This window comes from Pseudomonas sp. LBUM1641 (assembly GCF_059716235.1).
Window position 1 is genome coordinate 183,078 of record NZ_CP166815.1, and the last position, 25,910, is coordinate 208,987.

Annotated in this window: 15 protein-coding genes; all 15 read left to right on the top strand. The window is 60.5% G+C overall.

What is annotated here, in order from left to right:
• Nucleotides 1–161: 161 nt before the first annotated feature.
• The 15 genes from ACA046_RS00795 (at nucleotide 162) to ACA046_RS00865 (ending at nucleotide 25,650) form a co-directional block, all read left to right on the top strand.
• The gene (locus tag ACA046_RS00795; protein ID WP_459029155.1) at nucleotides 162–593 is read left to right on the top strand and encodes a MarR family winged helix-turn-helix transcriptional regulator; all 432 of its coding nucleotides are present in this window, start codon (nucleotides 162–164) and stop codon (nucleotides 591–593) included.
• Entirely contained in the window at nucleotides 590–2,668 is a 2,079-nt protein-coding gene (locus tag ACA046_RS00800) for an FUSC family protein (RefSeq protein WP_497675708.1), read from the top strand. Before ACA046_RS00795 ends, ACA046_RS00800 begins: the two co-directional genes overlap by 4 nt.
• Nucleotides 2,665–2,874: a DUF1656 domain-containing protein gene (locus ACA046_RS00805; protein WP_003218193.1), complete on the top strand. Its 210-nt coding sequence runs from the start codon at nucleotides 2,665–2,667 to the stop codon at nucleotides 2,872–2,874. The genes ACA046_RS00800 and ACA046_RS00805 overlap by 4 nt, the downstream gene beginning before the upstream one ends.
• Nucleotides 2,871–3,761, top strand: coding sequence for an efflux RND transporter periplasmic adaptor subunit (locus tag ACA046_RS00810; RefSeq protein WP_003218191.1), 891 nt, complete (start codon nucleotides 2,871–2,873; stop codon nucleotides 3,759–3,761). Before ACA046_RS00805 ends, ACA046_RS00810 begins: the two co-directional genes overlap by 4 nt.
• Nucleotides 3,758–5,200 carry an efflux transporter outer membrane subunit gene (locus ACA046_RS00815; RefSeq protein WP_258343092.1) on the top strand — a complete coding sequence of 481 codons (1,443 nt, stop codon included), beginning with the start codon at nucleotides 3,758–3,760 and terminating at the stop codon, nucleotides 5,198–5,200. Before ACA046_RS00810 ends, ACA046_RS00815 begins: the two co-directional genes overlap by 4 nt.
• Nucleotides 5,201–5,295: 95 nt before the next feature.
• Nucleotides 5,296–5,928: an NADH:ubiquinone oxidoreductase subunit N gene (locus ACA046_RS00820; RefSeq protein WP_258343094.1), complete on the top strand. Its 633-nt coding sequence runs from the start codon at nucleotides 5,296–5,298 to the stop codon at nucleotides 5,926–5,928.
• 266 nt (nucleotides 5,929–6,194) lie between these two features.
• Entirely contained in the window at nucleotides 6,195–7,691 is a 1,497-nt protein-coding gene (locus tag ACA046_RS00825) for a YdgA family protein (protein ID WP_459025146.1), read from the top strand.
• A 181-nt stretch (nucleotides 7,692–7,872) separates the two neighbouring features.
• On the top strand, nucleotides 7,873–10,329 hold the full coding sequence (gene pgaA / locus ACA046_RS00830; RefSeq protein ID WP_497675709.1) for a poly-beta-1,6 N-acetyl-D-glucosamine export porin PgaA: 2,457 nt from the start codon (nucleotides 7,873–7,875) through the stop codon (nucleotides 10,327–10,329).
• A gap of 12 nt (nucleotides 10,330–10,341) precedes the next feature.
• A complete protein-coding gene (pgaB, locus tag ACA046_RS00835) occupies nucleotides 10,342–12,345 on the top strand; it encodes a poly-beta-1,6-N-acetyl-D-glucosamine N-deacetylase PgaB (protein WP_497675710.1) in 2,004 nt (667 codons plus the stop codon).
• A 3-nt stretch (nucleotides 12,346–12,348) separates the two neighbouring features.
• Nucleotides 12,349–13,695: a poly-beta-1,6-N-acetyl-D-glucosamine synthase gene (gene pgaC, locus ACA046_RS00840; protein ID WP_497675711.1), complete on the top strand. Its 1,347-nt coding sequence runs from the start codon at nucleotides 12,349–12,351 to the stop codon at nucleotides 13,693–13,695.
• A complete protein-coding gene (pgaD, locus tag ACA046_RS00845) occupies nucleotides 13,692–14,174 on the top strand; it encodes a poly-beta-1,6-N-acetyl-D-glucosamine biosynthesis protein PgaD (RefSeq protein WP_497675712.1) in 483 nt (160 codons plus the stop codon). The genes pgaC and pgaD overlap by 4 nt, the downstream gene beginning before the upstream one ends.
• 321 nt (nucleotides 14,175–14,495) lie before the next feature.
• Complete coding sequence (locus ACA046_RS00850) at nucleotides 14,496–16,220, top strand: ShlB/FhaC/HecB family hemolysin secretion/activation protein (protein WP_497675713.1); 1,725 nt, start codon at nucleotides 14,496–14,498, stop codon at nucleotides 16,218–16,220.
• 31 nt (nucleotides 16,221–16,251) lie between these two features.
• Nucleotides 16,252–24,576, top strand: coding sequence for a two-partner secretion domain-containing protein (locus ACA046_RS00855; protein WP_497675714.1), 8,325 nt, complete (start codon nucleotides 16,252–16,254; stop codon nucleotides 24,574–24,576).
• On the top strand, nucleotides 24,573–25,172 hold the full coding sequence (locus tag ACA046_RS00860) for a hypothetical protein (protein ID WP_459025157.1): 600 nt from the start codon (nucleotides 24,573–24,575) through the stop codon (nucleotides 25,170–25,172). The genes ACA046_RS00855 and ACA046_RS00860 overlap by 4 nt, the downstream gene beginning before the upstream one ends.
• A 196-nt stretch (nucleotides 25,173–25,368) precedes the next feature.
• On the top strand, nucleotides 25,369–25,650 hold the full coding sequence (locus ACA046_RS00865) for a hypothetical protein (protein WP_497675715.1): 282 nt from the start codon (nucleotides 25,369–25,371) through the stop codon (nucleotides 25,648–25,650).
• Nucleotides 25,651–25,910: the final 260 nt, after the last annotated feature.

Consider the following 25,910-nt stretch of genomic DNA (forward strand, 5'->3'; position numbering starts at 1 on the left):
ACTAGGGTAAAGAGCAGCGGTTCCTTGGGCTGCGTCGCTTCGCCACCCATCCGCAAATTTGTATCAAAACTTGACTGCTTTGGATCCATCGACCATATTGATAGTTAGCAAACTAACTGTATGCGAAGAGTCCAGTGTCCCAGACCCTCGAACAACTCCAGATGAACATCAGCAGCAGCATGGTGGTAGGTGCCAGAACCTGGCGCAAAATCTGCCAGACCACGCTCGTCAGCTATGGCATCTCCGAAGCCTGCGCCGTGCCGCTGCTGATGATCGGCCGCCTCGGCGACGGTGTGCATCAGGTCAAGGTGGCCCAGGCCGCCGGGATGGAAAGCCCATCCCTGGTGCGTCTGTTGGACCAGCTGTGCCATTCCGGCTACGTGTGCCGCACCGAAGACATCCACGACCGCCGGGCCAAGGCCTTGAGCCTCACCGAGCGTGGCCGCGAGCTGGTGCAGGCGGTGGAAGAACAGCTGGTGCGCCTGCGCCGCGAGGTGCTGGCGACGATCGATCCCGATGACCTGGAAGCTGCCCTGCGTGTACTGCGAGCATTCGAAGGCGCCAATCAACATCCCATGGTTGTGAGTTCTTGAACGGATTTTTTACCGGCATGCCGCCGGCCAAGGATTGGTTCTATGGCGTAAGGACATTCGCCGCTTCAATGATCGCGTTGTACATCGCCATGCTGATGCAAATGCCGCGTCCGTATTGGGCGATGGCCACGGTGTACATCGTTTCCAGCCCGTTTGTCGGCCCTACCAGCTCCAAGGCGCTGTACCGGGCGGTCGGTACCTTCATGGGCGCCGCCGCTGCGGTGTTTTTTGTGCCGATGTTTGTGCAGACGCCTTACGTGTTGGTGGTGGTGATCGCGCTGTGGACCGGGATTCTGCTGTTCCTGTCCCTGCACCTGCGCACCGCCAACAGCTATGCGCTGATGCTGGCCGGCTACACCTTGCCGCTGATCGCCCTGCCGGTGGTGGATAACCCGCTGGCGGTGTGGGATGTGGCCGAAGCGCGTACCGAAGAAATCTTCCTCGGCATCGCCGTGGCGGCGGTGGTCGGTGCGATGTTCTGGCCGCGACGCCTGGCGCCGGTGTTCGATGATTCGGTGAGCAAGTGGTTTGCCGACGCGCAGGTCTACAGCCAGCGCTTCCTCAGCCGCAACGTGCAGCCCGAAGAAATCAGCACCCTGCGCGGCGGCATGGTTGCCACCTTCAACACCCTGGAATTGATGATCGGGCAACTGCCCCATGAGGGCTCGCGACCGCAAACGGTGCGCAACACCAAGGAACTGCGCGGGCGGATGATCCACCTGCTGCCGGTGATCGATGCTCTCGACGATGCCGTATACGCCCTGGAACACCGCGCGCCGGAATTGCTCGATCGCTTTACGCCGTTGCTGACCGCCGCCAACGAGTGGCTGGACAGCACGCAAAAGGACGCGCCCCTCGAGCGCTGGCGTGTTCTGCGCGACCAGATCGAAGCCCTGCAACCCGATGCCGACGCCCTGGATGACCGCCACCAGTTGCTGTTCTCCAACGCGCTGTATCGCCTCGGCGAGTGGGTGGATTTGTGGCAAGACTGCCGCAGCCTGCAAGCCGCTATCCAGTGCGAAAGCCAGGACAGCTGGCGTGCGGTGTACCGCCACTGGCGCCTGGGCCGGCTGACCCCGTTCCTCGACCGTGGCCTGATGTTCTACTCGGCGTTTTCCACCGTCACCGCGATCATCGTCGCCTCGGTGCTGTGGATCCTGCTGGGCTGGACCGACGGTGGTAGCGCGGTGATCCTCGCGGCGGTGGCCTGCAGCTTCTTCGCCTCGATGGACGACCCGGCGCCGCAGATCTACCGGTTCTTTTTCTGGACGGCGATGTCGGTGCTGTTCGCCAGCCTCTACCTGTTTCTGGTGCTGCCCAACCTGCATGATTTTCCGATGCTGGTGCTGGCGTTTTCGGTGCCCTTTATCTGCATCGGCACGCTGACGGTACAGCCGCGCTTCTACCTCGGCATGCTGCTGACACTGGTCAACACCTCGTCGTTCATCAGCATCCAGGGTGCCTATGACGCGGACTTCCTGGCCTTCGCCAACTCCAACCTGGCGGGCCCGGTGGGCTTGTTGTTCGCCTTTGTCTGGACCCTGATTGCCCGGCCGTTCGGCGCCGAGCTGGCGGCCAAGCGCCTGACCCGCTTCAGTTGGCGCGACATCGTCACCCTGACCGAGCCCGCGACCCTGGCCGAGCACCGCAAGATGGGCGTGCAAATGCTCGACCGCCTGATGCAACACCTGCCGCGGCTGGCCATGACCGGCCAGGACACCGGCATCGCCCTGCGCGAAGTTCGGGTGGCGCTGAACCTGCTGGACCTGCTGGCGTACTCGCCGCGCATCCTCGGTGTTCCGCGTGTGTTGTTGAACCAGGTGGTGGAAGGCGTCGGCGGTTACTTCAAGGCCTGCCTGAAAGCCGGTGAACGTCTGCCGGCCCCCAGCGGTCTGCTGATGACCCTCGACCGTACCCGCCGCGCCCTCAACGGCCAGGGCCTGCAAGGTGAGGACGAAACCCGCCTGCACCTGCTGCACGCCCTCAGCGGCTTGCGCCTGGCGTTGTTGCCCGGCGTGGAATTTCTTGGCGGCACAGAGACGCAAGCGCCGTTACCCGATGGAGCGCCTTTATGATCGGTGATCTGGATATCAGCGGGGTGTTCCTGCCCACGCTGCTGGTGCTGATGGGCATTACGTATGTGTTGTACCTGGTGGTGCACGGGCTGTTGACCCGCGTCCACTTCTATCGCCTGGTCTGGCACCGGGCATTGTTCAATGTGGGTCTCTACGCTCTGTTGCTGGGCGCAGTGGACTCACTCAGTCGATACCTCATGACATGAAAAAACCTTTTTTGACCATCGGCCGTGTAGTCCTGACGTTATTGGTGGTGACTTTCGCCTGCGTCGTGGTGTGGCGCATGGTGATGTACTACATGTTCGCCCCCTGGACCCGTGACGGCCACATCCGCGCCGACATCGTGCAGATCGCCCCGGACGTGTCCGGGCTGATCCAGCAAGTGGACGTGCGTGACAACCAGTTGGTGGTGCGCGGCCAAGTGCTGTTCTCCGTCGACCAGGACCGCTTCAAGCTGGCCCTGCGCCAGGCCCAGGCCGCCGTGGCCGACCGCCAGGAAACCCTGGCCCAGGCCGTGCGCGAGAACAAGCGTAACCGTGGCCTCGGCAACCTGGTGGCCAGCGAGCAACTGGAAGAAAGCCAGTCCCGCGTGGCCCGTGCCCAATCGGCCCTGGCCGAGTCGCAAGTGGCGGTGGATGCCGCGCAGCTCAACCTGGACCGCTCGGTAATCCGAAGCCCCGTGGACGGCTACATCAACGACCGTGCACCGCGTAACCAGGAGTTCGTGACCGCCGGGCGCCCGGTGTTGTCGGTGGTGGACAGCAACTCCTTCCACATCGACGGCTATTTCGAAGAGACCAAGCTCGACGGCATCCATGTCGGTCAGAGCGTCGACATCCGCGTGATCGGCGACAACGCCCGCCTGCGCGGGCATGTGCAGAGCATCGTTGCCGGTATCGAAGACCGTGACCGCACCAGCGGCTCCAACCTGCTGCCCAACGTCAACCCGGCGTTCAGCTGGGTGCGCCTGGCCCAGCGGATTCCGGTGCGCATCGCGTTTGACGATGTGCCGGCGGACTTCCGCATGATTGCCGGGCGCACTGCCACGGTGTCGATCATCGACGACCAACCCAAGTCGGAGAACAAGCCATGAAACGGCTTTTAGCAACCGCCGGGCTGGGGTTGTTGCTGTCGGCCTGCCAAGTGGTGGGCCCCGATTACAAGCTGCCGGACAAGGCGGCCGTGAACCGCGGTGACCTTCAGGGCCAGTTGGCCGGGGAGGGCAACAATGTGGTGTCGGCGCCGGTGCCGGCCGACTGGTGGAAGCTCTATCAAGACCCGCGCCTGGATAAGCTGGTGGAGCAGGCCATGGCCTCCAACACCGACCTGCGGGTGGCTGCGGCCAACTTGCAGCGCTCGCGCTATCAGGTGCAGCAAGCCGAGTCTGCCGGCGGCTGGAGTGCCGGGGCCAAGGCCGAAGCCCAGCGCCTGCAAGAGTCTGGTGAGGCGTATTTGCTGACGGAAAAAGTCCCGGTGGGCAATATCGGCGCTGCGAGCATCAGCACGTCCTACCAATTCGATTTGTTCGGCACCTTGCAGCGCGGCATTGAAAGCTCCCAGGCCAGCGCCGATGCGGCCCAGGCGGCGGCCGATATCGCCCGTATCACCCTGGTGGCGGACGTGGTGCGGTCTTACACCCAGGTGTGCGCGGCCAACGAAGAGTTGGCGATCGCCAACGAGTCCCTCGACCTGCAAGCCCAGAGCACGCACCTGACCCAGCGCCTGCGGGATGCCGGGCGTGGTGATGAAACCCAAGTCACCCGTTCGCAAACCCAGTACAAATCCCTGCGCGCCGAAATGCCGCGCTATGAAGCGTTGCGCCAGGCCGGGCTGTTCCGCCTGTCGATGCTGCTGGCCAAGCCACTGAATCAACTGCCGGCCGGCACCGCCCAATGCGCCGAGCTGCCGCATATCGCGCAATTGCTACCGGTGGGCGACGGCGCCACGCTGCTCAAGCGTCGCCCTGATGTGCGCCAGGCCGAACGCCAACTGGCGGCTGCCACCGCACGCATCGGTGTGGCCACCGGCGCCTTGTACCCGGACATCAGCATCGGGGCCACCGTCGGCACCGTGGGTCTCCTGGATGACCTGGGCACACCGGCCACCAACCGCTGGGGCTTTGGCCCGCTGATCAGTTGGACGCTGCCGACCAACGGTGCCCGTGCGCGTATTCACGAAGCCGAAGCCGCGACCCAGGGCGCCCTGGCGCATTTCGACGGCGTGGTGCTTAACGCCATCCGCGAAACCCAGACGGGCCTGGCGCAGTACACCGCGCAACTGCAACGTCGCGATGCGTTGGCCGATGCTGGCGCGTCGGCCAAAGAGGCCGCGGAGCAGACGCACCGCTTCTTCCAGGCCGGCCGCGCCTCATTCCTGGCCGACCTGCAAGCCACCCGCACCTACACCGATGTACGGGCGCAACTGGCGGCGGCGAACACCCAGGTTGCCATGAGCCAGATCGATTTGTTCTTGGCCCTGGGCGGCGGCTGGGAAAGTGGACGAACGCAAGCCACACAAGCCAGCAAACCCTGAGCTGATTGCTATGCTTTGACAGGCGGACCCCGGTGCTTTTTACAAGTGGGGCATCCGCCTGACACTGCTCGCGTTTGCTCATGGGGATTCCAATAATGAAAAACCCTTATGCTCCCGCTTTCTGGTGCGTGTTCTTCGCACTGGTGTTGCTATCGGCGACGTACTTCTACGGCATCATGCTGGCCCATCAAATCGACAAGGCCATGGTGTTCCTCGACAGCGCCAGCGCGCTGATCGCGGTGCTGTCCATCGGTGTGGTGGCCTGGGCCACCTACCAGGGCCAGCGAATCAAGCGAAGACTGCTCGAACAAGGCAAGACCCGCGTGGCAATCTGGGACACCAAAGTCGCCCTGCGCCGGGTCGAGACGGTGTTCGACCGCTACTTCTGGGGCAGCTACTGGCAACCGGGGCGCACCTTCCAGGAAGTCATGGGTGAACTGACCGGCACCCCGCTGGAAAAAAGCCTCGAAGCCCTGAAAAAACAATGCGTGATGCTTGATCGGCAAGTCGCCGACGGACGGCATTGGCTGAATAACGCCCGGGAATTATCCGACGTGGCCACCGCGATGGCGCGGGAGCGTTACCAGCTGGATTTTTATGATCCCAAGTCGGATACCCCGGGCAACGCGGTGATTCACCGCGAATTTGAAGTGCTGGTGTACACATGGACGGCACGGCTGAAGAGCTTTGATCATCAATTGGATGAGATCGAAACCGAGTATTCCTGAAATCTGTGGTGTCTGTACTGACGCCTTCGCGAGCAAGCCCGCTCCCACATTCGATCGAGTTCCATCTTTGGAATGCAGCCGAATGTGGGAGCGGGCTTGCTCGCGAAGGCGCTTTACCTTTCACCGCTGAAGTCTGCGCCTATTGAAAAATTGGGCTGCATACGCCAGCCAATGCTAATCTTCCCCGGATTTCGGCGGGCTTGAGCCGACACCCTTCGGGGTTCAGGGAAGACAGCCCATTTCACAGGATTTGATCAGGTCACTACATGAATAAGCCAGCAGTCGTTCTCTTGGGTATCGTCGTCGCCATTGGTGCGATCAGTGCAGGCGGTGCCTGGTACACCGGCAAGCAACTGGAGCCGGTGCTGCAAACCGCCATCCAGGATGCCAACAAGGAACTGCAGACCTCCATGGCCGGCGTCGACGGCACCGTGACCCTCGAGCTCGTTTCCCTCGACCGCCAGCTGTTCAGCAGCACCGCGCACTATCGCCTCAAGGCCCAAGGCGCCGTGTTCGGCGAAAACAATCAGGACACCGAGCTGCTGTTCGTCGACCATATCGAACACGGCCCGCTGCCGTTCTCACGCCTGGTGTCGCTGAAGTGGCTGCCGGTCATGGCCACCAGTCACTACGAGCTTGAGAAAAACCCCACCACCGAAAAATGGTTCGCCGCCAGCAAAGACGTGTCGCCGCTCAAGGGCGTGGCCAACATCGGCTACAACCGCTCGGTGAACGGCAATGTTGAACTGCTGCCCCTGGAACTCAAGGACGACAAGTCGGCCGTGAGCTTCTCCGGTGCCAACCTGGACTTCGATTCGACTGCCGAAGGCAAGAAGGTCAAGGCCAGCGGCTACATGGACAGCCTCAAGGTCTCGGTTGTCGATGCCAACAACGCCAAGCTGGATGCCGAACTGAGCGGCCTGACCATCGCCAGCAACCTGGAAAAAACCACCTTTGGTTTCTACACCGGGCAAAACACGGTCGAGCTGACCAACACCAAGGTCACCTTCGGTCCGCAGCAAGCCGTGCTGACCCTCAAGAACTTTGAGCAGAAAGACAGCAGCGAAACCAAGGACAACAACCTGGCCGGCCGTGTCGACTACAAGATCGACGAGATCGGTTACCAGGGCAAGCCAGTGGGTTCGGCGGCCATGGCGGTCAGCATGAAGAACGTCGACATCCCGTCGATGCTGGTGCTGACCAAGCTCTACCAGGAAAAAGTGCAACCGGCCCAAGCCGCTGCCGCTGCCGGCCAGCCAGTGCCTGAGTTGCAACTGACCGAAGCCGAGCAAACCCTGGCCCAGGCCAATGTCAACCAACTGCTGGCTGCCAAGCCGCAAGTGGCGGTAGAAAACCTGTCGCTGAAAACCACCAATGGCGAGAGCCGTTTCAACTTGGTGGTCGACCTGGCCAAGCCGTCGAGCATGGACCTGCCGCCGGTTGAACTGGGCAAGCAAATCGTTGCGCTGCTGGACGCCAACCTGACGCTGTCCAAGCCGATGGTTCAGGACGTTGCCGCCCTGCAAGCGCAGATCGGTGGTGTGACCGACCCGAAAGCCATCGAGCAGCAATCCCAGATGGCCAGCGAGATGATCAGCGGCATGGCCGTGGGTACTCAACTGGCGACCCTGGTGGGCACCGATGTCGTTTCCAAGCTGCACTACGCCAACAATGAAGTGACCTTCAACGGCCAGAAAATGACCGTCGAGCAATTCATTGGTTTTGTACTGGGCAAGTTCGGCGCGGTTAGCGGCGCTCAATAGAACTCGCCTCAAAGTGATGGAGGCCAATTCTGAATAATTGTTCGGAATTGGCCTTTTTTGTACCCCTCTCAAGGATATTGCGCCCCAGGAAAGCTTGGCCGCGTCATCAGATGCTGGCCGCCTGGAGTGTCGTGCAGGTGAATTTATCGCTACAGCTTTCCCAGGTGAGGAAGCTGACGACATGTCGCGTAATGTTCATCCCTTTATCCGTCTGGCCCTGTGTAGCCAGTTGCTCTGGCCTTTCGTGGCGTCGGCGGATGCTGCCTATGATTCGCTGATCAACCAGGCCCGCAGCGGCAACTATGGCCCGGCCCTCAATCTGTTGCGCCAATTGCCCGCCGAGCGTCAGACGCCGGGGCAGGTCAGCGATCACCTGTTGATTGCCAGCTGGGCACGCCAGGACGCCGAAGTGCTTTCGGTCTACGAGACCCAAGGCCGCAGTCGTACCCTTACCACCCAAGCGCTGGCCACCGTCGCCCGCACTTATCGCAACCAGCAGCGTTGGGAGCCGGCAATTGCCGTGTATCGCCAGGCGCTGCAACGCGAGCCGAATAACCCGGACCTGCAATTGGGCCTCGCCCTGACCCAGGCCGACGCCGGCCAAACGGCCGAAGCCGTACAGCGCACCCGCGCTCTTGTGGCCGCCAAACCCGACGACGCCGACCGCCGCATGGCCTTGGGCTACGCCCTGACTCGCGCCGGTTCAACCTATGACGCGCTGTTCGAGTTCGACCAGGCCTTCATCCGCGCCGGCAACAAACCCGAAGTCGCCCGCGAATACATCGTCGCCCTGCAACGCGCGCGCCTGCCGGAACCGGCCCTGCGCCTGGCCGCCCGGCGCCCGGGCCTGTTGGACCCGGTCACCCAGCGCCGCCTCGAAGGTGACCTGGCCGCCGAACGCGTGCGCATGGCCGAGTTCGCCTCACGCAGTGAAAAAGAGCGCTATGTCATCGCCGACCGCGCCCTTAAGGATTACGACCAACTGCTCACCACGTGGACACCGGATGCCACCGCCCATGATGACGTGGTGCGCTGGCGCATCGACCGCCTGGGCGCGCTGAAGGCCCGGGCACGCACCGCCGAGGTGGTCCGCGAGTACGAAGCCCTGACGGCCCAAGGTGTGCAACTGCCGACCTACGCCGTGCGTTGGGTCGCGGCGTCCTACCTCGACCAGCGCCAGCCAGAAAAGGCTGCGCCGCTGTATCGCCAGGCGGTGACCGCTCCGGACGCGGACGTCGGCGACCATGTTAAAGACAGCTCCGCCCTGTTCTACGCCTTGTTGGAAAGTGACCAGGTGGCAGAGGCTCGCGCGGTCGCCACTCACCTGGCCGATACCGAGAAGCCCCGGGTTGAACTCAAGGGCCTGCCCATCGGCAACCCTAACGATGAATGGATGGACGCCCAGCAACTGGCGGCCCAGGCCGGTACCTATGGCGCGGACCTCAACGCCAGCGAAGAAAGCCTGGAGGCCCTGGGCAATAAAGCCCCCGGCAGCATCGGCGTACGTCTGGCCCAGGCCGAGATGTACCGTGCCCGTGATTGGCCGAGGCGCGCCGAAGATTCGCTCAAGGAAACTGAAAACCAGAGCCCGCGCGACATCGGCGTGGAAATGTCCCAAGGCTTCACGGCGTTGGACTTGCAGGAGTGGCGCCAACTCGACCTGCTCACCGACGATGTGGTCGCCCGCGCGCCAGAAAACCGCCAGGTGCAGCGCCTCAAACGCCTGCGCGATGTGCACGACATGGCTGAAGTCCGGGTGGAGGCCTACACCGGTAAAAGCTTCGGTGGCGGCAACGACCAGGAAGCCGGTGCGGTGTCCGGTAGCCGTGACTGGGGCATTGAAACCGTGATCTACACCCCGCCCATTGACGAAGACTGGCGCCTGTTCGCCGGTGTCGGTTATGGCACCGCCGACTTCGCCGAAGGCACCGGCCATCATCGCTGGCAGCGCGTCGGCGTAGAGCGGCGTACCCGCGACATGACCCTCGAAGCGGAGGTCTCCAACCACTCCTATGGCTTTGGTTCCAAACAAGGCGCGCGGGTGTCGATTGCCAGGGACATCAACGACCACTGGCAATACGGGGGCAGCCTCGATTACCTCTCGGCCACCACCCCGTTGCGGGCGCTGAATGCCGACGTCACGGCCAACGGCGGCAGTGGTTTTATCCGTTGGCGCGCCAACGAGAGCCGAGAGTGGAAACTCGCGGTCAGCCCGTCCCATTTCAGCGATGGCAACAACCGGGTCGAAGCCTTGCTCACCGGCCGCGAGGGTGTCTACAGCTCGCCCAAGGTGCAAGTGGAGCTGGGCCTGGATGTCAGTGCCAGCCGCAACAGCAAGGAAGACACGCTGTACTTCAACCCCAAGTCGGACCTCGGCGTGTTGCCCACCGTCACCGTCAACCATGTGCTCTACAACCGCTACGAAACCCAGTGGAGTCAGCAGTTCCAGGTCGGTGCGGGTACCTATAGCCAGCGTGATTACTCCACCGGCGGTATCGGCTTGGTCGGCTACGGTCAACGCTTGCGCTGGAACGACGTACTGGAAGCCGGCGCCAACCTGAGCCTGGTCAGCCGACCTTATGACGGTGAGCGCGAGCGCGATCTGCGCCTGCTCGTCGACCTCACTTACCGTTTCTAGAAGAGCCTGACCATGACCCTCCTCAGCCGTTGCTTGCTGGTCCTGGGCGTATTGCTGGCCGCCGCCTGCGCCCAGCAACCCGCGCCATTCACTCCTCCCGCCGAGCGGCCGACCCTGGCCAGCGAAGCGCCGTGGCCGAAGAACCACTTTTTGGGCATTGCCTACCACGATGTCGAGGATAACGACCCCGATCAGGCGGTGGTGGCCGTGCGCACCGAGCGTTTGATCGAGCAGTTGGCCTGGCTGCGGGAGAACGGTTACCAAGCGGTCAGTGTGGACCAGGTTCTGGCCGCTCGCCGGGGCGGGCCGACACTGCCGCCCAAAGCCGTCATGCTGAGCTTCGACGACGGCTATTCAAGCTTCTATACCCGCGTGATGCCGATTCTGCGGGCGTATAACTGGCCGGCCCTGCTGGCGCCGGTAGGTAGCTGGATTGATACACCGCTCAACCAACCGGTGGATTTCGCCGGAACGCCTCGGCCCCGTGGCGACTTTCTGACCTGGCAGCAGATTCGGGAAGTGTCCCAATCCGGCCTGGTGGAAATCGCCGCCCACACCGATGCCAATCACAAAGGCATCCTGGCCAACCCCCAAGGCAACCTGGAGCCGGCGGCTACCACACGGCGCTTTGATCCGGCGACCCATCGCTATGAAACCGAGGCGCAGTTCCAGGCGCGGATGCGTGCCGACGTGGTCGCGATCTCCAACAAAATCCGCACGGTCACTGGCAAGGCGCCTCGGGTATGGGTATGGCCGTATGGCGCCGCTGACGGCACCTCGTTGGCGGTGGTGGGTGAGCACGGCTATGAGATGGCGCTGACCCTGGACGACGGCCTCGACGACTCGAACAAACTGATGAACAGCCCGCGCTTCCTGGTGGATTCCGACCCGGACGGCGAGCACTTCGCCAGCAGCATTGTCTCGGTGCAGGCCAAGGCCCCGATGCGCGTGCTGCATGTGGATCTGGATCACGTCTACGACCCCGACCCGGTGCAACAGGCGCATAACCTCGACGTGCTGGTACAGCGTGTGGTGGACATGGGCTCTGTGACCGTGTTCCTGCAAGCCTACGCCGACCCCAAAGGTGACGGCCTGGTGCAATCGTTGTACTTCCCCAACCGTCACTTGCCGATGCGCGCTGACTTGTTCAACCGGGTTGCCTGGCAGTTGCACACCCGTGCCCGTGCCAGCGTGTTTGCCTGGATGCCGGTACTGAGTTTCGACCTTGATCCCAAACTGTCACGCGTCACGCGCTGGGATCCGGAAACCGGCAAAGTCAGCCCTGATCCCGACCAATACCAGCGCTTGTCGCCGTTTGATCCGAAAGTGCGGCAGATGATCGGCGAGATTTATCAAGACCTGGCGAGCACCGGCAACAGCGCCATTGATGGTGTGCTGTACCACGATGACGCGCTGCTCAGCGATTTCGAAGATGCCAGCCCGGCAGCGCTCAAGGCCTACGCCGCCAACGGCCTGCCCAACAGCATCGCCGCACTGCGCGCTGACCCGGCCGTCCTGCAGCGCTGGACCCGTTTCAAGAGTCGCTACCTGATCGACTTCACCAAGGAGTTGACCGCCAAGTTCCGCGCCATCCGTGGCCCGCAAATACAAACCGCGCGCAATCTCTTCGCCGAGCCGATGCTCAATCCCGGCAGCGAAACCTGGTTCGCACAGAACCTCGACGACTTCCTCCAGACCTACGACTGGACCGCGCCCATGGCCATGCCGCTGATGGAAGGCGAGACACTCAAAAACTCCAATGCCTGGCTGGAAAGGCTGGTGGCGACGGTCAAGGCCCGTCCCGGTGCGCTTGAGAAAACCGTATTTGAATTGCAAGCCAAAGACTGGCGCACCAAGGCCGCTCCCGACATCAGCGGTACGCAATTGGCCGAATGGATGAATGTGCTCAAACGCCAGGGCGTGACCAGTTTTGGCTACTACCCCGACAACTTCCTGGAGAATTCGCCGGATCTGAAAACCGTGCGTCCGGCCCTTTCCAATCAGTGGAATCCTTGACTCATGTTCGACAGAATCCTTGCGCTTATCGTTTTGTCGTTGGTATTGGGTGTGCCCCTTGGCCTGATCTTTCTGGTCACCGGGCAGTTCCTGATGGACTTCGTATTCTTCTATCCGCTTTTCATGTCTGGCCTGTGGATCGCCGGCGGCCTGTACTTCTGGCTGCACTGGGAGCGCCATTGGCCATGGGCGGATGACACCCCGGAGCCGGTGTTGGCCGGTGAGCCACTGATCTCGATCCTGATCCCTTGCTACAACGAAGGCGACAACGCCGCCGAGACCATCGGCGCCGCGTTGGCCCAGCAATACCGCAACATTGAAGTGATCGCGATCAACGACGGCTCCAGCGACAACACCGCCGCCGTGCTCGATGCGCTGGCGCTGAAAGAACCGCGCCTGCGGGTGCTGCACCTGGCGCAAAACCAGGGCAAGGCCGTGGCCTTGCGCATGGGCGCGGTAGCAGCGCGCAGCGAATACCTGGTGTGTATCGACGGCGATGCGTTGCTCTCGCCGAACACTGCGGCGTACCTGGTGGCGCCGATGCTCGACAACCCGCGCCTCGGTGCCGTCACCGGCAACCCGCGGATTCGCACGCGCTCGACTTTGATCGGCCGGGTGCAGGTAGGCGAGTTCTCTTCGATCATCGGCTTGATCAAGCGCACCCAGCGGGTCTTCGGGCGGATCTTCACCGTCTCCGGCGTGGTGGTGGCGTTTCGGCGGGCGGCCCTGGACCGGGTCGACTACTGGAGCACCGACATGATTACCGAAGACATCGACGTGAGCTGGAAGCTGCAACTGGACCACTGGAGCATCTTCTACGAGCCCCGCGCACTGTGCTGGATCCTGATGCCGGAAACCCTCGGCGGCCTGTGGAAGCAGCGCCTGCGCTGGGCCCAGGGCGGCGCCGAAGTGCTGTTCAAGAATATCCGGGGCATCTGGCAATGGCGCCATCGCTACCTGTGGCCGCTGCTGTTCGAGTACTGCCTGTCCACCGGCTGGGCCTTCACCTTTTTGCTCTCGGTGATCTTCTGGGCCGTGGGCAAATTCGTGACGCTGCCCGCCGCCATCGCCGTCGACTCGCTGATGCCGCCGGCCTTCACCGGCCTGTTGCTGGCAGTGGTGTGCCTGGTGCAATTCGCGGTGAGCATCATGATCGACCGGCGCTATGAAAAGGGCCTGTGGAAAACCCTGTTCTGGACCGTCTGGTACCCGCTGGTGTTCTGGCTGGTCAGCCTGTTCACCACCCTGGTCAGCTTCCCCAAAGTGTTGTTTCGGCAACACCAGAAACGCGCGCGCTGGGTCAGCCCGGATCGCGGTATCAAAGCCCCCACCAAGGAACTGCAACCATGAACCTGATCCGAACCCAACAGCGCCCGGTGATGTGGGCGATCGACGTATTCCTGACCTTGCTGGCCTGGGCCGGGCTGATCCTCCTGCTGGTGCGCGGCATGGTGCCGATGCTCGACAGCCATGGCGGCCCGCGCATCGAAGCACCGATTTTTGCCATGCTGGACACCTTGCAGATCTACCTGTGGATCGCTGTGTTCAACGCGGTGGTACTGATCGGTTGGGCGCGTTACCAGCAGCAACGCGGCAAGCGCTTTGCCCAGCGCCGCTCGGCGGCCAAGGCTTTGAGCGACCAGCGTTTGAGCCACAGTTTCAGCCTGGGGGAAGGTGACTTGGAGCAACTGCGCCGCCCGGGTGTGCTGGTGATTCATAACGACCATGAAGGTGGCGTGCAGGAAGTGACAGCGCACGTATCCCGGCATGTGGAGCGGCCAGGGTTGAAGCTGGTGCCGGGGCAGGAGCGGGCGAAAGAGGTCGGTTAACCTGAATGCCGAAAAGTGGGATCCAATTCACAAAGTAGCCGCGAACTTTTCCGGTTTTTTGGCTACTAACCAGTCGTGATACGGGATTGATGGCTAAGTAATAGCAATTGTAAGCCCCTTAGCCGAAGTTGTATCAATACTGTTACCGCTTGTCGGAATAAAAATTCCAATTGCAAGCGATTAAGCGTTGCATGATTTATTTATTGTTAATAATCAGCAACTTAAAGGCCTATTAAACATAACTTCCAACTAAGTTAGATTCTTGGCCGACCGGAAGTTCGAGGTTAGTTTGCCGGCCCCCGCTTTCTCGACGGATCGAACATGTCTTTATTACTGCCACGGACTCGGCTGCTGCTGGGCGTTTGCCTGCTGACTTGCTTCGCACTCAATAGTGCGACGGCTGCGCCCACGCCTGGCGATCAGGACCTGATCCGTGATCGGCAAAACCGTCTGCTGGAAGAACAGCGCCGGCGCCTTGAAGACCTCAAGGAACTGCCCGGCAAAGAAGCCAAGCCCGAAGCGCCTGCCACCCCGGCCGACACCCGTTGCTTCCCGATCAAAGACATCGAACTCAAGGGCGCCGACAGCCTGCCTGCGTCGGACCGCGAGCGTCTGCTCAAGCCTTATATCGGCCAGTGCCTGGGCGTCTCTCAGCTCAATCAAGTGCTCAAGGCGATCACCGACTACTACATCGACAAAGGCATGGTCACCAGCCGTGCTTACTTGCCGCAGCAGGACCTGTCCACCGGCCACCTCCAGGTGTTGGTGGTGGAAGGCAAACTCGAAGGCTTGAAGGGCGCCGACGGCAGCAACCTGTCCCAACGCGAGCTGGCCATGGCCTTTCCCGGCAAGGTTGGCGAGCAGCTCAACCTGCGGGAAATCGAGCAGTTGGTGGACCAGTTGAACCGCTTGCCGTCCAAGCAGGCACAAATGGAACTGACTCCCGGCAGCCAGGTGGGCGGCAGTGAAGTGCAGGTCAAGAACGTCCCGCAAAAACCCTGGCGCGCCAGCCTGTCACGCAATAACGACGGGCAGAAAAGCACCGGCGAACAACAGTGGGGCGCCGGCCTTGAGTGGGACAGCCCCCTGGGCCTGGCCGACCAGTTGGTGTTGCGTGGTGGCCACGATGCCGTCAGCGACCACCAGAAAACCTCGAAAAACACCATGCTCTACTACAACGTGCCGTGGGGCTGGTGGAACTTCAGCTACACCTACAGCGAGAGTGATTACCGCACCTTTGGCGTAACCAACGACTTTAAATTCAAGCAGAACGGCGACAACGAAAACCACCAACTGCGCGCCGAGCGGGTGATCCATCGTGACGATGTGAGCAAGACGTCGGTGAACGTCAGCCTGTCGCACCTGCGCACCAACAACTACATCCTCGACGTGCGCACCGAGCCCAGCAGCAACCGCCTCAGCGAACTGCAACTGGGCATCAACCACGGCCGCCGCATCGGCAATGCCTTCGTCAACCTCGACCTGGGCGTGCAAAACGGCATCGGCGCTTTCGATGCCCAGCGCAACGACCAACAGCGCGACCGCCTGGGCAACCTCACGCCAACTCCCGACTACCGCAAATACACCGCAACCGTCAGCTACCTGCAACCGTTCACGCTGTGGGGCGAGTCGTTCACGTTCACCAGCCTGGCTACCGGTCAGCGCAGTGAGGATGTGCTGTACAGCCCCCAGCGCATGAGCCTGGGTGGCTCGTCGTCGATCCGTGGGTTTAAGGACCAGCAACTGACCGGCGACAGCGGCGGCTATTGGCGCAATGACGTGCGCTGGGCCCGTCCGGTGACCTTGAGCTGGCTGCGCCCGGCCTTCGCCGAATACGGTGCCAGCGTCGGCTATGACCAGGGCGTTATCCGCAACGACCGCTACAACGACAACCTGCATGGCCGGGTCTCGAGCAACTCCCTGGAGCTGTTCGCCCGTGGCAAATACGTCAGCACCAGCGTGACCTTTGCCCATTCCCTGGAACGCCCGGCAGTGATGAGCGAGCGCGAAGCGCCGATCTACTTCCGCATGGATTTCTTCCTGTAATTCAACGCCCCGTTACATCGAGAATATGACAATGGATGTTCGCCACTTTGCCTTTCTGGCCCGCCAACCTTCTGCTGCGCTGAAACCGCGAGACTCGTTCTTCGGCCTGCCCAAGCGCGGTTTGGTGCTGATCCTGGCCAACGCGCTGTTCTGGCAGCCGCTGCTGGCCCAGGCCGAAGGCATTGTGGTCAGTGCGCCGGGCACCACCGTCGGCCAGGCCGGCAATGGCGTACCGGTGGTGAACATCGCCACCCCCAATGGCAGTGGCTTGTCCCATAACCAATTCAAGGACTACAACGTCGGCCCCAACGGCGTGATCCTCAACAACGCCAACGGCCCGATGACGAACACCCAGCTGGGTGGCTACATCGTCGGCAACCCCAACCTCAAGGGCGGCGCGGCCAGCGTCATCCTCAACGAAGTCAACGGCGGCAGCCCCAGCCAACTGCGCGGCTACACCGAAGTGGCGGGCCAGTCGGCCAAAGTCATCGTCGCCAACCCGTACGGCGTCACGTGCAGCGGCTGCGGCTTTATCAACACCCCCAACGTGACCCTCACCACCGGCAAACCGGTGCTCGACGCGAGCGGCCAGTTGCAGCGCTATCAGGTTGACGGCGGCGCCGTGACCATCGATGGCCAAGGTTTGAATGCCAGCAACGTCGACCGCTTCGAGATCATCACCCGCTCGGCCAAGATCAATGCGCAGATCAACGCACGGGAATTGACCGTCATTGCCGGGCGTAACGACGTCGATGCCAAAAGCCTGAAAGCCACCGCGCGTGCCGATGACGGCAGCGCAAAGCCAGAGCTGGCCATCGATTCCTCGGCATTGGGCGGCATGTACGCCGGTGCGATCAAACTGGTGGGCACTGAAGCCGGCGTAGGCGTGAAGCTCGACGGTACCTTGGCCGCCAGTGGTGGGGATATCCAGTTGGATGCCAATGGGCACCTGAGCATGGCGCAGACGGCGACCACCGGTAACCTCAAGGTCACCGCGCAGAACGTGAACCTGACCGACAAGGTCTACGCCACCGGCAATGTGCAGGTGAGCAGTGCCGAAGAACTGGTCAACCAGAAGAGCCTGGCCGCGGGTCAGCGCATCGAACTCAACGCGATCAAGGTCACCAACCCGGGCATCATCGAAGCGGGCGTGCAGGCAGATAACAGTCGCAATGCCACCGGCGACTTGGTGGTGAACGCGCAGACCGTGAACACCAGCGGCGACCTGCTGGCCAGCCGCGCGTTGGCGATCACCGCCGCGCAGGCGCTGACCAACCAGGGCAGCATCATCCAGGGCAAAACCGTCAGCGTCAGCACCGCCAGGCTGACCAACCAAGGCGCCACCGCCCGTGTGTACGGCGAGCAAAGCCTGGCGATCAGCGCGCCGGCGATCGTCAACCTCGGCGGGTTGATTCGCTTCGGTGAAGGCCAGGCCGCTACCCTCGACAGCGCCTCTTTGGACAACCGCCAAGGCCGCATCGAAATGTCCGGCGGCAGCCTGGTGCTGACCAGCGCCGCACTTAACAACAGCGGCGGGCAAGTGATCGCCAACGCCCTGACCGTCAACGCCGGCAGCCTGAATAACCAGAACGGCAAGCTGATTGCCGGCGCCCTCACGGTGAACGCCAGCGACCTCGACAACAGCCTCAAGGGCCTGATCCAGGCCGACAACGGCGCACTGAACCTCACCGTCGCCAATGGGTTCAACAACAGCCAGGGTTTCGCCCAGGCCAGCACCGACCTGAACCTCAACGCCGGCAGCCTCAGCAGCAACGCCAACGGCGTACTGAGCGCCAACACCGGCAAGTTGACCCTCGTCACCGCGCAACAGCTCAATAATGCCCAAGGCCGCTTGCAGGCCGGGCAGGGCGATGTCGAGCTGCGCGCGGCGAACCTGGATAACCAGAGCGGCGTAATCGTCGGCAAACAACTGCTGCTCGACGTGACTGGCGGTGACATCGACAACCGCGCCGGGCGCGTGGTGGGCGACCAACTCGACGTGCGCGCCTCTGGCCTCGACAACCGCAACGCGGGCCTGCTGGCCGGTGGCGCGCCGGGCGTGAGCCTGCTGCTCAAAGGCCCTGGCCAATTGCTCAATGCCCAAGGCCGTATTCAAAGTGAAGGCCTGTTGCAGGTACAAGGCGAGCGGCTGGACAACAGCGCCGGTATCCTGATCGGCACCTCGATTGACGTCACCGCGCAGAGCCTCAACAACGGCAACAAAGGCTCGCTGGTCAGCAATGGCGGCGACGTGACCCTCAACGTCAGCGACCTGCTGACCAACGCAGGCGGTGTCGTCGACGCAGGCGAGCGAGCCGTGCTGGTCAAGGCGCTCACCACCCTCGACAACAGCGGGGGCACCCTGCGCGGCAAGCGCCTCGACATCGCCGCGCAGCACCTGAACAACGATGGCGGCCAGCTGCTGGCCGGTAACCAGGGCCTGAGCTACAGCGGCCAGGACGCGACCAACCGCAAAGGCCTGATGCTCAGCGGCGGCGCATCTACCCAACTGGATACCGGCAGCCTGGATAACACCGGCGGCACCGTGCAAGGCGACACCCTGACCGTCAACGCCGACAGCGTAAACAACGCCAGCAACGGCACGTTGGCCAGCCTGGTGGGCAACCTGCAACTGACCGTCGAAGCCCTGGCCAACCAAGGTGGCAAGCTGTTCGGTAAAGAACAGGTGACGATCACTGGCAACACCCTCAACAACAGCGCGGGCGGCCAGATCAGCGGCAACCAACTCAACCTGACTTCACGCGACACGCTCACCAACCAAGGCGGCCTGATTGAAGCCAACCAGGGCCTGACCCTCAACGGTGGCAACCTCGACAACAGCGCACGCGGGCAACTGCGTGCGCTGGCCGGTGCCAGCAGCAGCCTCAACCTCAGCGGCACGCTGAACAACCAGGACGGCACCCTCGAGTTCGGCAGCACAGCCTTCAGCCTCGATGCCACGCACCTGAATAACCAGGGTGGCCAGTTGCAGCACGCGGGCAACGGCCTGTTCCGCATCAACACCGCCAGCCTCACCGGCAGCCAGGGCAACATCAATGGCATGGGTACCGCTGACTGGGCATTCGGCAGCGTCGACGGCCTGGGCCGTCTGCAACTGAACGAAGTGCTCACGTACAAAAGCAGCCAGGGCCTGACCCTCAAGGCCGGCGACCGCATGGCCAGCAGCAAGGGCCTGATCCTCGACGTGGCCAGCCTCGACAACGGCGGCGAGCTGCTCAGCGACGGTGACATCAGCATCACCACCGGCGATATAACCAACAGTGGCCGCGTATCGGCCCTGCAAACCCTCACCGTCGCCGCGAACACTCTCAACCAGAACGGCGGCCGCCTGGCGGCAACCAATGCGCGCCTGACGCTCAGCGGCACCCTGGCCAACCTCGGTTTCCTCACCGCCCGCCAGCAACTGGATATCGCCGCCGCGCAAATCGACAACCGTGGCACCCTCGGTGCCCAGGGCGCGGTGAACCTCACTGCGGTCAACGGCATCACCAATGCGGCCGACACGCTGTTGTTCAGCGGCGGCGACCTTACCCTGCGCGGTAACAGCTTCAGCAACCTTTACGGTGATGTCTACACTAAGGGCAACCTGACCTTTGCCGCCGTCAATGGCGCACGCGCGGCAGGTTTCAGCAACCTTTCCGGCACTGTGGAAAGCGAAGGCAATATCGGCATCAACGCCGCCTTCGTGGAAAACGCCAAGGCTGAATTCGAGTTGGGCCAGACCGTCACCACCGGCAGCCTCAATTGGCAGTGCGGCCAGCACTGCGGCGGGCACGACTCGTTCAAGCGCGGTCAAATCACCATTAACCAGACCTTCCTTGAATCCGCGATCAAGGACTCGGCCTCTGCGCACTTGGTGGCGGGCAAAGACCTGCTGATCCAGGGCGATAACGTCCAGAACCGCTACAGCCTGCTGGCGGCCAATGGCAACCTGAGCATCACCGCCAACGACCTGCTCAATCAGGGCGCGGGCACCCGCACCGGCCAAAACACCATCGTCGTGGGTACACCCAAAAGGATCGACATCGATTATTGGGACCAGATGGAGTTTCGTGACGTCCCAGCGTTCAATGCCGCCGTCGCCGCCGGCAACTTCGACCTGGCGCGGTTTGAAGCACTCAAGGCGCGGTCTTCCGATGACCGTTTTGCCGAGGTCAGTAATGTCACCACCTGGACCGACAACGGAGGCCCTGGCTACGCGGCCACGCTACAAGCCGGCGGTACGGTCAACCTCAACGTTGCTCGCACCCTGCAAAACGGCACCCTGCACGAAAACACCCTGGCGCAACTCACTGGCACCCTCGGCGAAGACCAGACCGGCATTCCCGTCGGCGGCATCAACATCAACCTGAGCAAACACGCCAACGACCCGAGCGCTCAGGCGCCCGGCAGCGTATTGCCTGTAGTGGGCGTGGCCCCCGGCGGCGGCTTCGTGCCCGTGGACTACACCGGCACCGCCTTCGCCCCGGTCGACCCCACCACTTCGCCCACCTTCCAACTGCCCAAGGGCGAGTACGGCCTGTTCGTCAAGAACGCCGACCCCACCAGCCACTACCTGATCGAAACCAACCCCGAGTTCACCACTGCATCGGGCTTCTTCAGCTCCGACTACATGCTCGGCAAACTCGGCTTCAACAGCGACAACGCCTGGCGCCGCCTCGGTGACGGCCAGTACGAAACCCGCCTGATCCGCGACGCGGTGCTCGCCCAGACCGGCCAACGCTTCCTCGCCGGTGGCCTGCTCAGCGACGCCGACCAATTCCGCTACCTGATGGACAACGCCCTCGCCAGCAAAGACGCCCTGCGCCTGAGCGTCGGCGTGTCCCTCACCGGCCAGCAAGTCGGCGCCCTGACCCACGACATCGTGTGGATGGAAAACCGCGTGGTCGACGGCCAAACCGTCCTCGTGCCGGTGCTCTACCTGGCCCAGGCCGAATCGCGCAACGTACGCGGCAACAGCCTGATCCAGGGCCGTGACCTCAACCTCGTTACCGGCGGTGACCTGATCAACGTCGGCACCCTGCGCGCCAGCAACAACCTCAGCGCCGCGAGTGGCGGCAGCCTCTACAACGGCGGCCTGATCGAAGCCGGCAACAACCTGAGCCTGCTGGCCCAAGACAGCATCCGCAACGCCATGGGCGGCGAAATTCGAGGCAATCAAGTCAGCCTTACCGCCCTCAAAGGCGACATCACCAACGACAACACCGCGATCCAGGTACGTGACGGCGCTGGCATGCGCACCCTTACCGATGCTGGCGCGAGCACCATCACCGCGCGTGGCAACCTCGCCATCGACGCCGGCCGCGACCTCACCAACCGTGGCGCACTCACCGCCGGCAACGACGCCACCCTGACCGCCGGCCGCGACCTCAACCTCATCGCCGCCAGCGATACGCGCGTGAAACACGAGTTCAGCGACGGCGGGCACAAATCCAGCATCACCACCGACGTCAAAAACCTCGCCGCCAGCGTCACGGCGGGCGGCAACGTCAACATGCAGGCCGGGCAAGACGTCAACATTATTGGCAGCACCGCCACTGCCGGTAAGGACCTGAATATTCAGGCTGGGCGCGACTTTAACGTTGCGTCTGTCAGCGATGTGCACAACGTCGAGGGCAAAGAAAAAGACGGTAAAAAACGCATCAAGACGGCTGATGAGCAGACCACGCAGTTGGCCAGTGTGCTGACGGCGGGCGCGGACTTTAAGAGCCAGGTCGGGCGCGACACTACGATTGTGGCGAGCAAGATCAGTGCGGGGAATGAGGCGTATCTGTACAGCGGGGATAAGTTGAACCTGCTGGCGGCTGAGAACAGTACGCATACGTTGTATGACATGAAAAAGGTCAGCGGTTGGGGCAACAAAAAGACCCAGCGTGACGAAGTGACTCGCGTGACCAACGTCGGTACTGAAATCAAAACCGGTGGTGACCTCGTGCTTAAGAGCGGTGGTGATCAGACTTACCAGCTCGCCAAGCTTCAGAGTGGGAAAGACATCACCCTGGACAGTGGTGGTGCCATCACCTTTGAGGCGGTAAAGGACCTGCATCAGGAAAGCCACGAGAAGACTAACAACAATGCGTTTTGGGTCTCTTCCAAAGGCAAGGGCAATACTGATGAAACCCTGCGTCAGAGCCAGTTGATTGCCGAAGGCAACGTGGCAATCAAAGCCGTCGATGGTTTGAAAATCGACATCAACCAGGTTAACCAGCAAACCGTCAGCCAGTCCATTGATGCGATGGTCAAGGCGGATCCGCAGTTGGCGTGGATCAAGGAAGCGGAAAAGCGCGGTGATGTGGATTGGCGTCAGGTCAAGGAAATCCACGACAGCTTCAAGTACAGCAACTCGGGGTTGGGGCCGGCTTCGCAGATCATTATTGCGATTGTGATGGCAGCAGTGGTTGGGCCTATGGCAGCGGCCGCTGCAGGCGGCGGCACTGTCGGCGCCGTCGCAGGCGCTGTTGCGACGGGTGCTTCAACGAATGCAACGGTCAGTGTGGTTAACAATCGAGGCAACCTTGGTGCTGTGCTCAAGGATGTGACTTCCTCGAGTGCCATCAAAGGCTACGCAATCGCGGGTGCCACCGCTGGCTTGACTACCGCCTATTTTGATGGCTGGACAGGAACTCATACGGAATGGACTTCGGCGGGTGGCAAAGTCGTCGGCCCTCCGCTGAATACATGGACAGGAGTGGGCCAGTTTGCGGCTAACCAAACCTTACAGGCAGGAACATCCACACTCCTTAGCAAAGCATTGGGGCAAGGGGGAAGTGCAAGCGAAGCCTTGAAAGGGGCGCTGTTCAATACGTTGGCGGCTGCCAGCTTCAATGCAGTGGGCGATTACACCAAGGGTGTATACGCCGATGGCTCTGTACAAAAAATTGCGATCCATGCCATGGTCGGAGGACTGCTAGCCGAAGCAACCGGCGGCGATTTCAAGACGGGTGCGCTAGCGGCAGGTGCCTCTGAGGCGCTGGTCGTTGATCTGAATAACTTGGTCAAGGGCAATGAAGGCCTGTTGACCATGAGCTCGCAAATTGTTGGTGTTTTAGCTGCGGCGGCACAAGGTGATGTTGATGCCAGTCAGTTGGAAAAAGGCAGTTGGATTGCCAAGAATGCTACCCAGTACAACTTTCTTGGCGATCATTCCGGTCCTGAGCGGGATAGGGCTCGGGAGGCATTTGAGAAAGATCGAGGAATTAGTGCTGCTCAAAAACTGGTAAGCCTGGAAGGGGCCGATCAGCGTAGCGATAACCTGCTGGCGGCTTACAGAAAAGACCCCTACTCGCTCTCTGCGGCTGACGTAACAGAGCTAAACGCTTACCTGCAGGTCTACACCTATGAACAACTGACTCTGCATGGCGAACAGCAGGCAAAGTCAGACGTGGCAAATCTGCTGAAAAATGGGCCTACGCCGAACTATGAGTATTCCTACGCGGGTACCACCGACGCGAAAAATGCCTACGCGGACTCAGTCCGAGCTGGGCTTGGTCCTTTAGACCAGTTGATGTGGAGCAGAGACAAAAGCTCGAACGAGCTGACATACCGAGATGCTAAAGGCTATTTGCAAATCAACAATGAGCAGCAAGGGCTCGCGAACATCGGTGGACCAGCGATTTATGGCCTTACAGGGCCGTTAGGGGCATCGATTCGAATTGCTGCTGCGGCGAACGGTGTGCTTCAGGCCGGTTATGGTGCAAACCAAGCGATTAATGGCGATACGTGGAATGCCGCTGGCAACATCCTCTTAGGCGTTGCAGGGATGGCGAGTTTGGGCTTGCCGGGTGTAAGGAATCCTAACGCTTCAGGCATTGGCAAAGCATCCGTTGCTGACCGATCACCCCCTACGTTACAAATAGCCGGGGAGGGCGGTAGCGTTTTTGATAAAAATATACTGCGTGTACCAGCAAAAGATGAGCTTGCGGACCAGGCAAGCAAAGAGCTTTTAGATGCGATCTTTGCATTTCCTAGCAATACTCAGGCTTCTAAGGTCGCCACGATGATCGGGGCTTATGACCCTGTGACCGGTAAAATTGCTGTGGGTAGCAGCACCGGTAAGGTAACCGCTGAGAGCTTGGATCCCCGCACAGTTAGCTACGTTGAGAGCAAGCTTGGTGTGAAAATAGGTGAATTAACAAGTTTTTGCAGGAATTCTGCTGGTGCATGTGCAGAGGTATCAGCAGTAGATAAGCTTGTTAGGTCAGGAGGGAATCCAGAAAATATCAAATTCACACAGGCTTTACGTCCTAAAACCATCAGGGATGAAGGTGGATACACCCCTAAAGCAATTATAGAAACATGCCCGAATTGTAAGGTGACTTGGCCGGGGAATAAATGATGGTTATTGATGAACAATGGGTTCCAGGATTTGGAGAAATTGTTACTTGGTTTGCGATGGACAAAGCCGGTGCTATTGCCGTCATGGTGAATAACTGTTTTGGATCGTTACCAAAGGTTTTGTTGGAAGTTACAGCTGTGGAGCAGAAGCTTGATAGCTTAAGTGAGTACTTGTGGGAAGAGTCTGGTGATTACGAAGAGTATCCGAAAGCTAAAAACGGTAAAACAATTCTTGATTTATACTCTGCCTGTGCATATCGTCACCTAGACTCTAGGGCTGAAGTGGAACGATGGATAGCGGATCGATCTTCACTTCAAGCCAGGCTGACAGAATATAACCTTCCAGCAATTAAAGGTGTCTATATATACCATGCTATAGAAGGTAGTGTGCCTGGGGAGGACTTCCCTTCCGGTTATGATGGAGAGTCTAAAATGGGAGACTATTTTCGCTACTTAATCCCTAGCGTTAAGGCTGGTATAGAAGATATTCCTTTTGAGCTTAGGGGGATAGTTGTTGTTTCTGATAGCCTGGAATTTTCAGATGTGAGTTTTTGGTCTGGAAGTTCTATTGATGAGCATTTCTCTCGTATGTATTGACGTAAAGTGACGTAAAAGGGACAGATTTATTTAAATATTAAATTTAAAAAACTCCAGATGGGTCGATTAAATAAATCCGTCCCCTTTGACCCCGGATATCGTCCAACCCTATCCCTAAAGGGGGTTGGGAGCAGCATATTAAAAATATCAACCCAGGCGGAGTGTCAATCTTTGATAAGTTGAAGGGGTTAAAGTAATGGGTGTGACTAGGATTTTAGACTCGGAAGGTGAGCTGCTAAATATTCTTCATGACTTGGGTGCACTTGAGTGGAGAAAGTATAGGCAACGTAATCCAGAGGTCTGGGTGGGTGATCATTTTGAAAGAGAGGACCGTTCAAGATTTCCTCCATATATAGCTTTTCGATTTGAAAAAGAAAATGAATATGTTATCTCTACTTTGAATGAGGTGGTTGGTTCTTATGTTGGCTTGATTTCTTGGGTGCTGATAGGTTTGAGCGTTATGCGTCCTCTGGCATGAATTGGGTAATTGAGCCTGTATATATTAAGGAGGTAGAGGCTAAAGCCAAGTCTTTAGGGCTCTCTTCTGAAAGCTACCTTGCTAAGTATGAACCTGAGTTTGGCTCTATTGCCTTTGAAGACTTGGCTAGGTTGACTAAACATATTCGTAAAAAATTCTAGAGCGTAAAGGGGACGAGCGTAAAGGGGACGGATTTATTTAAGTATTAAACTCAAAAAATTCCAGATGAGTCGATTAAAGAAAGTAGGGGTCAGACCACG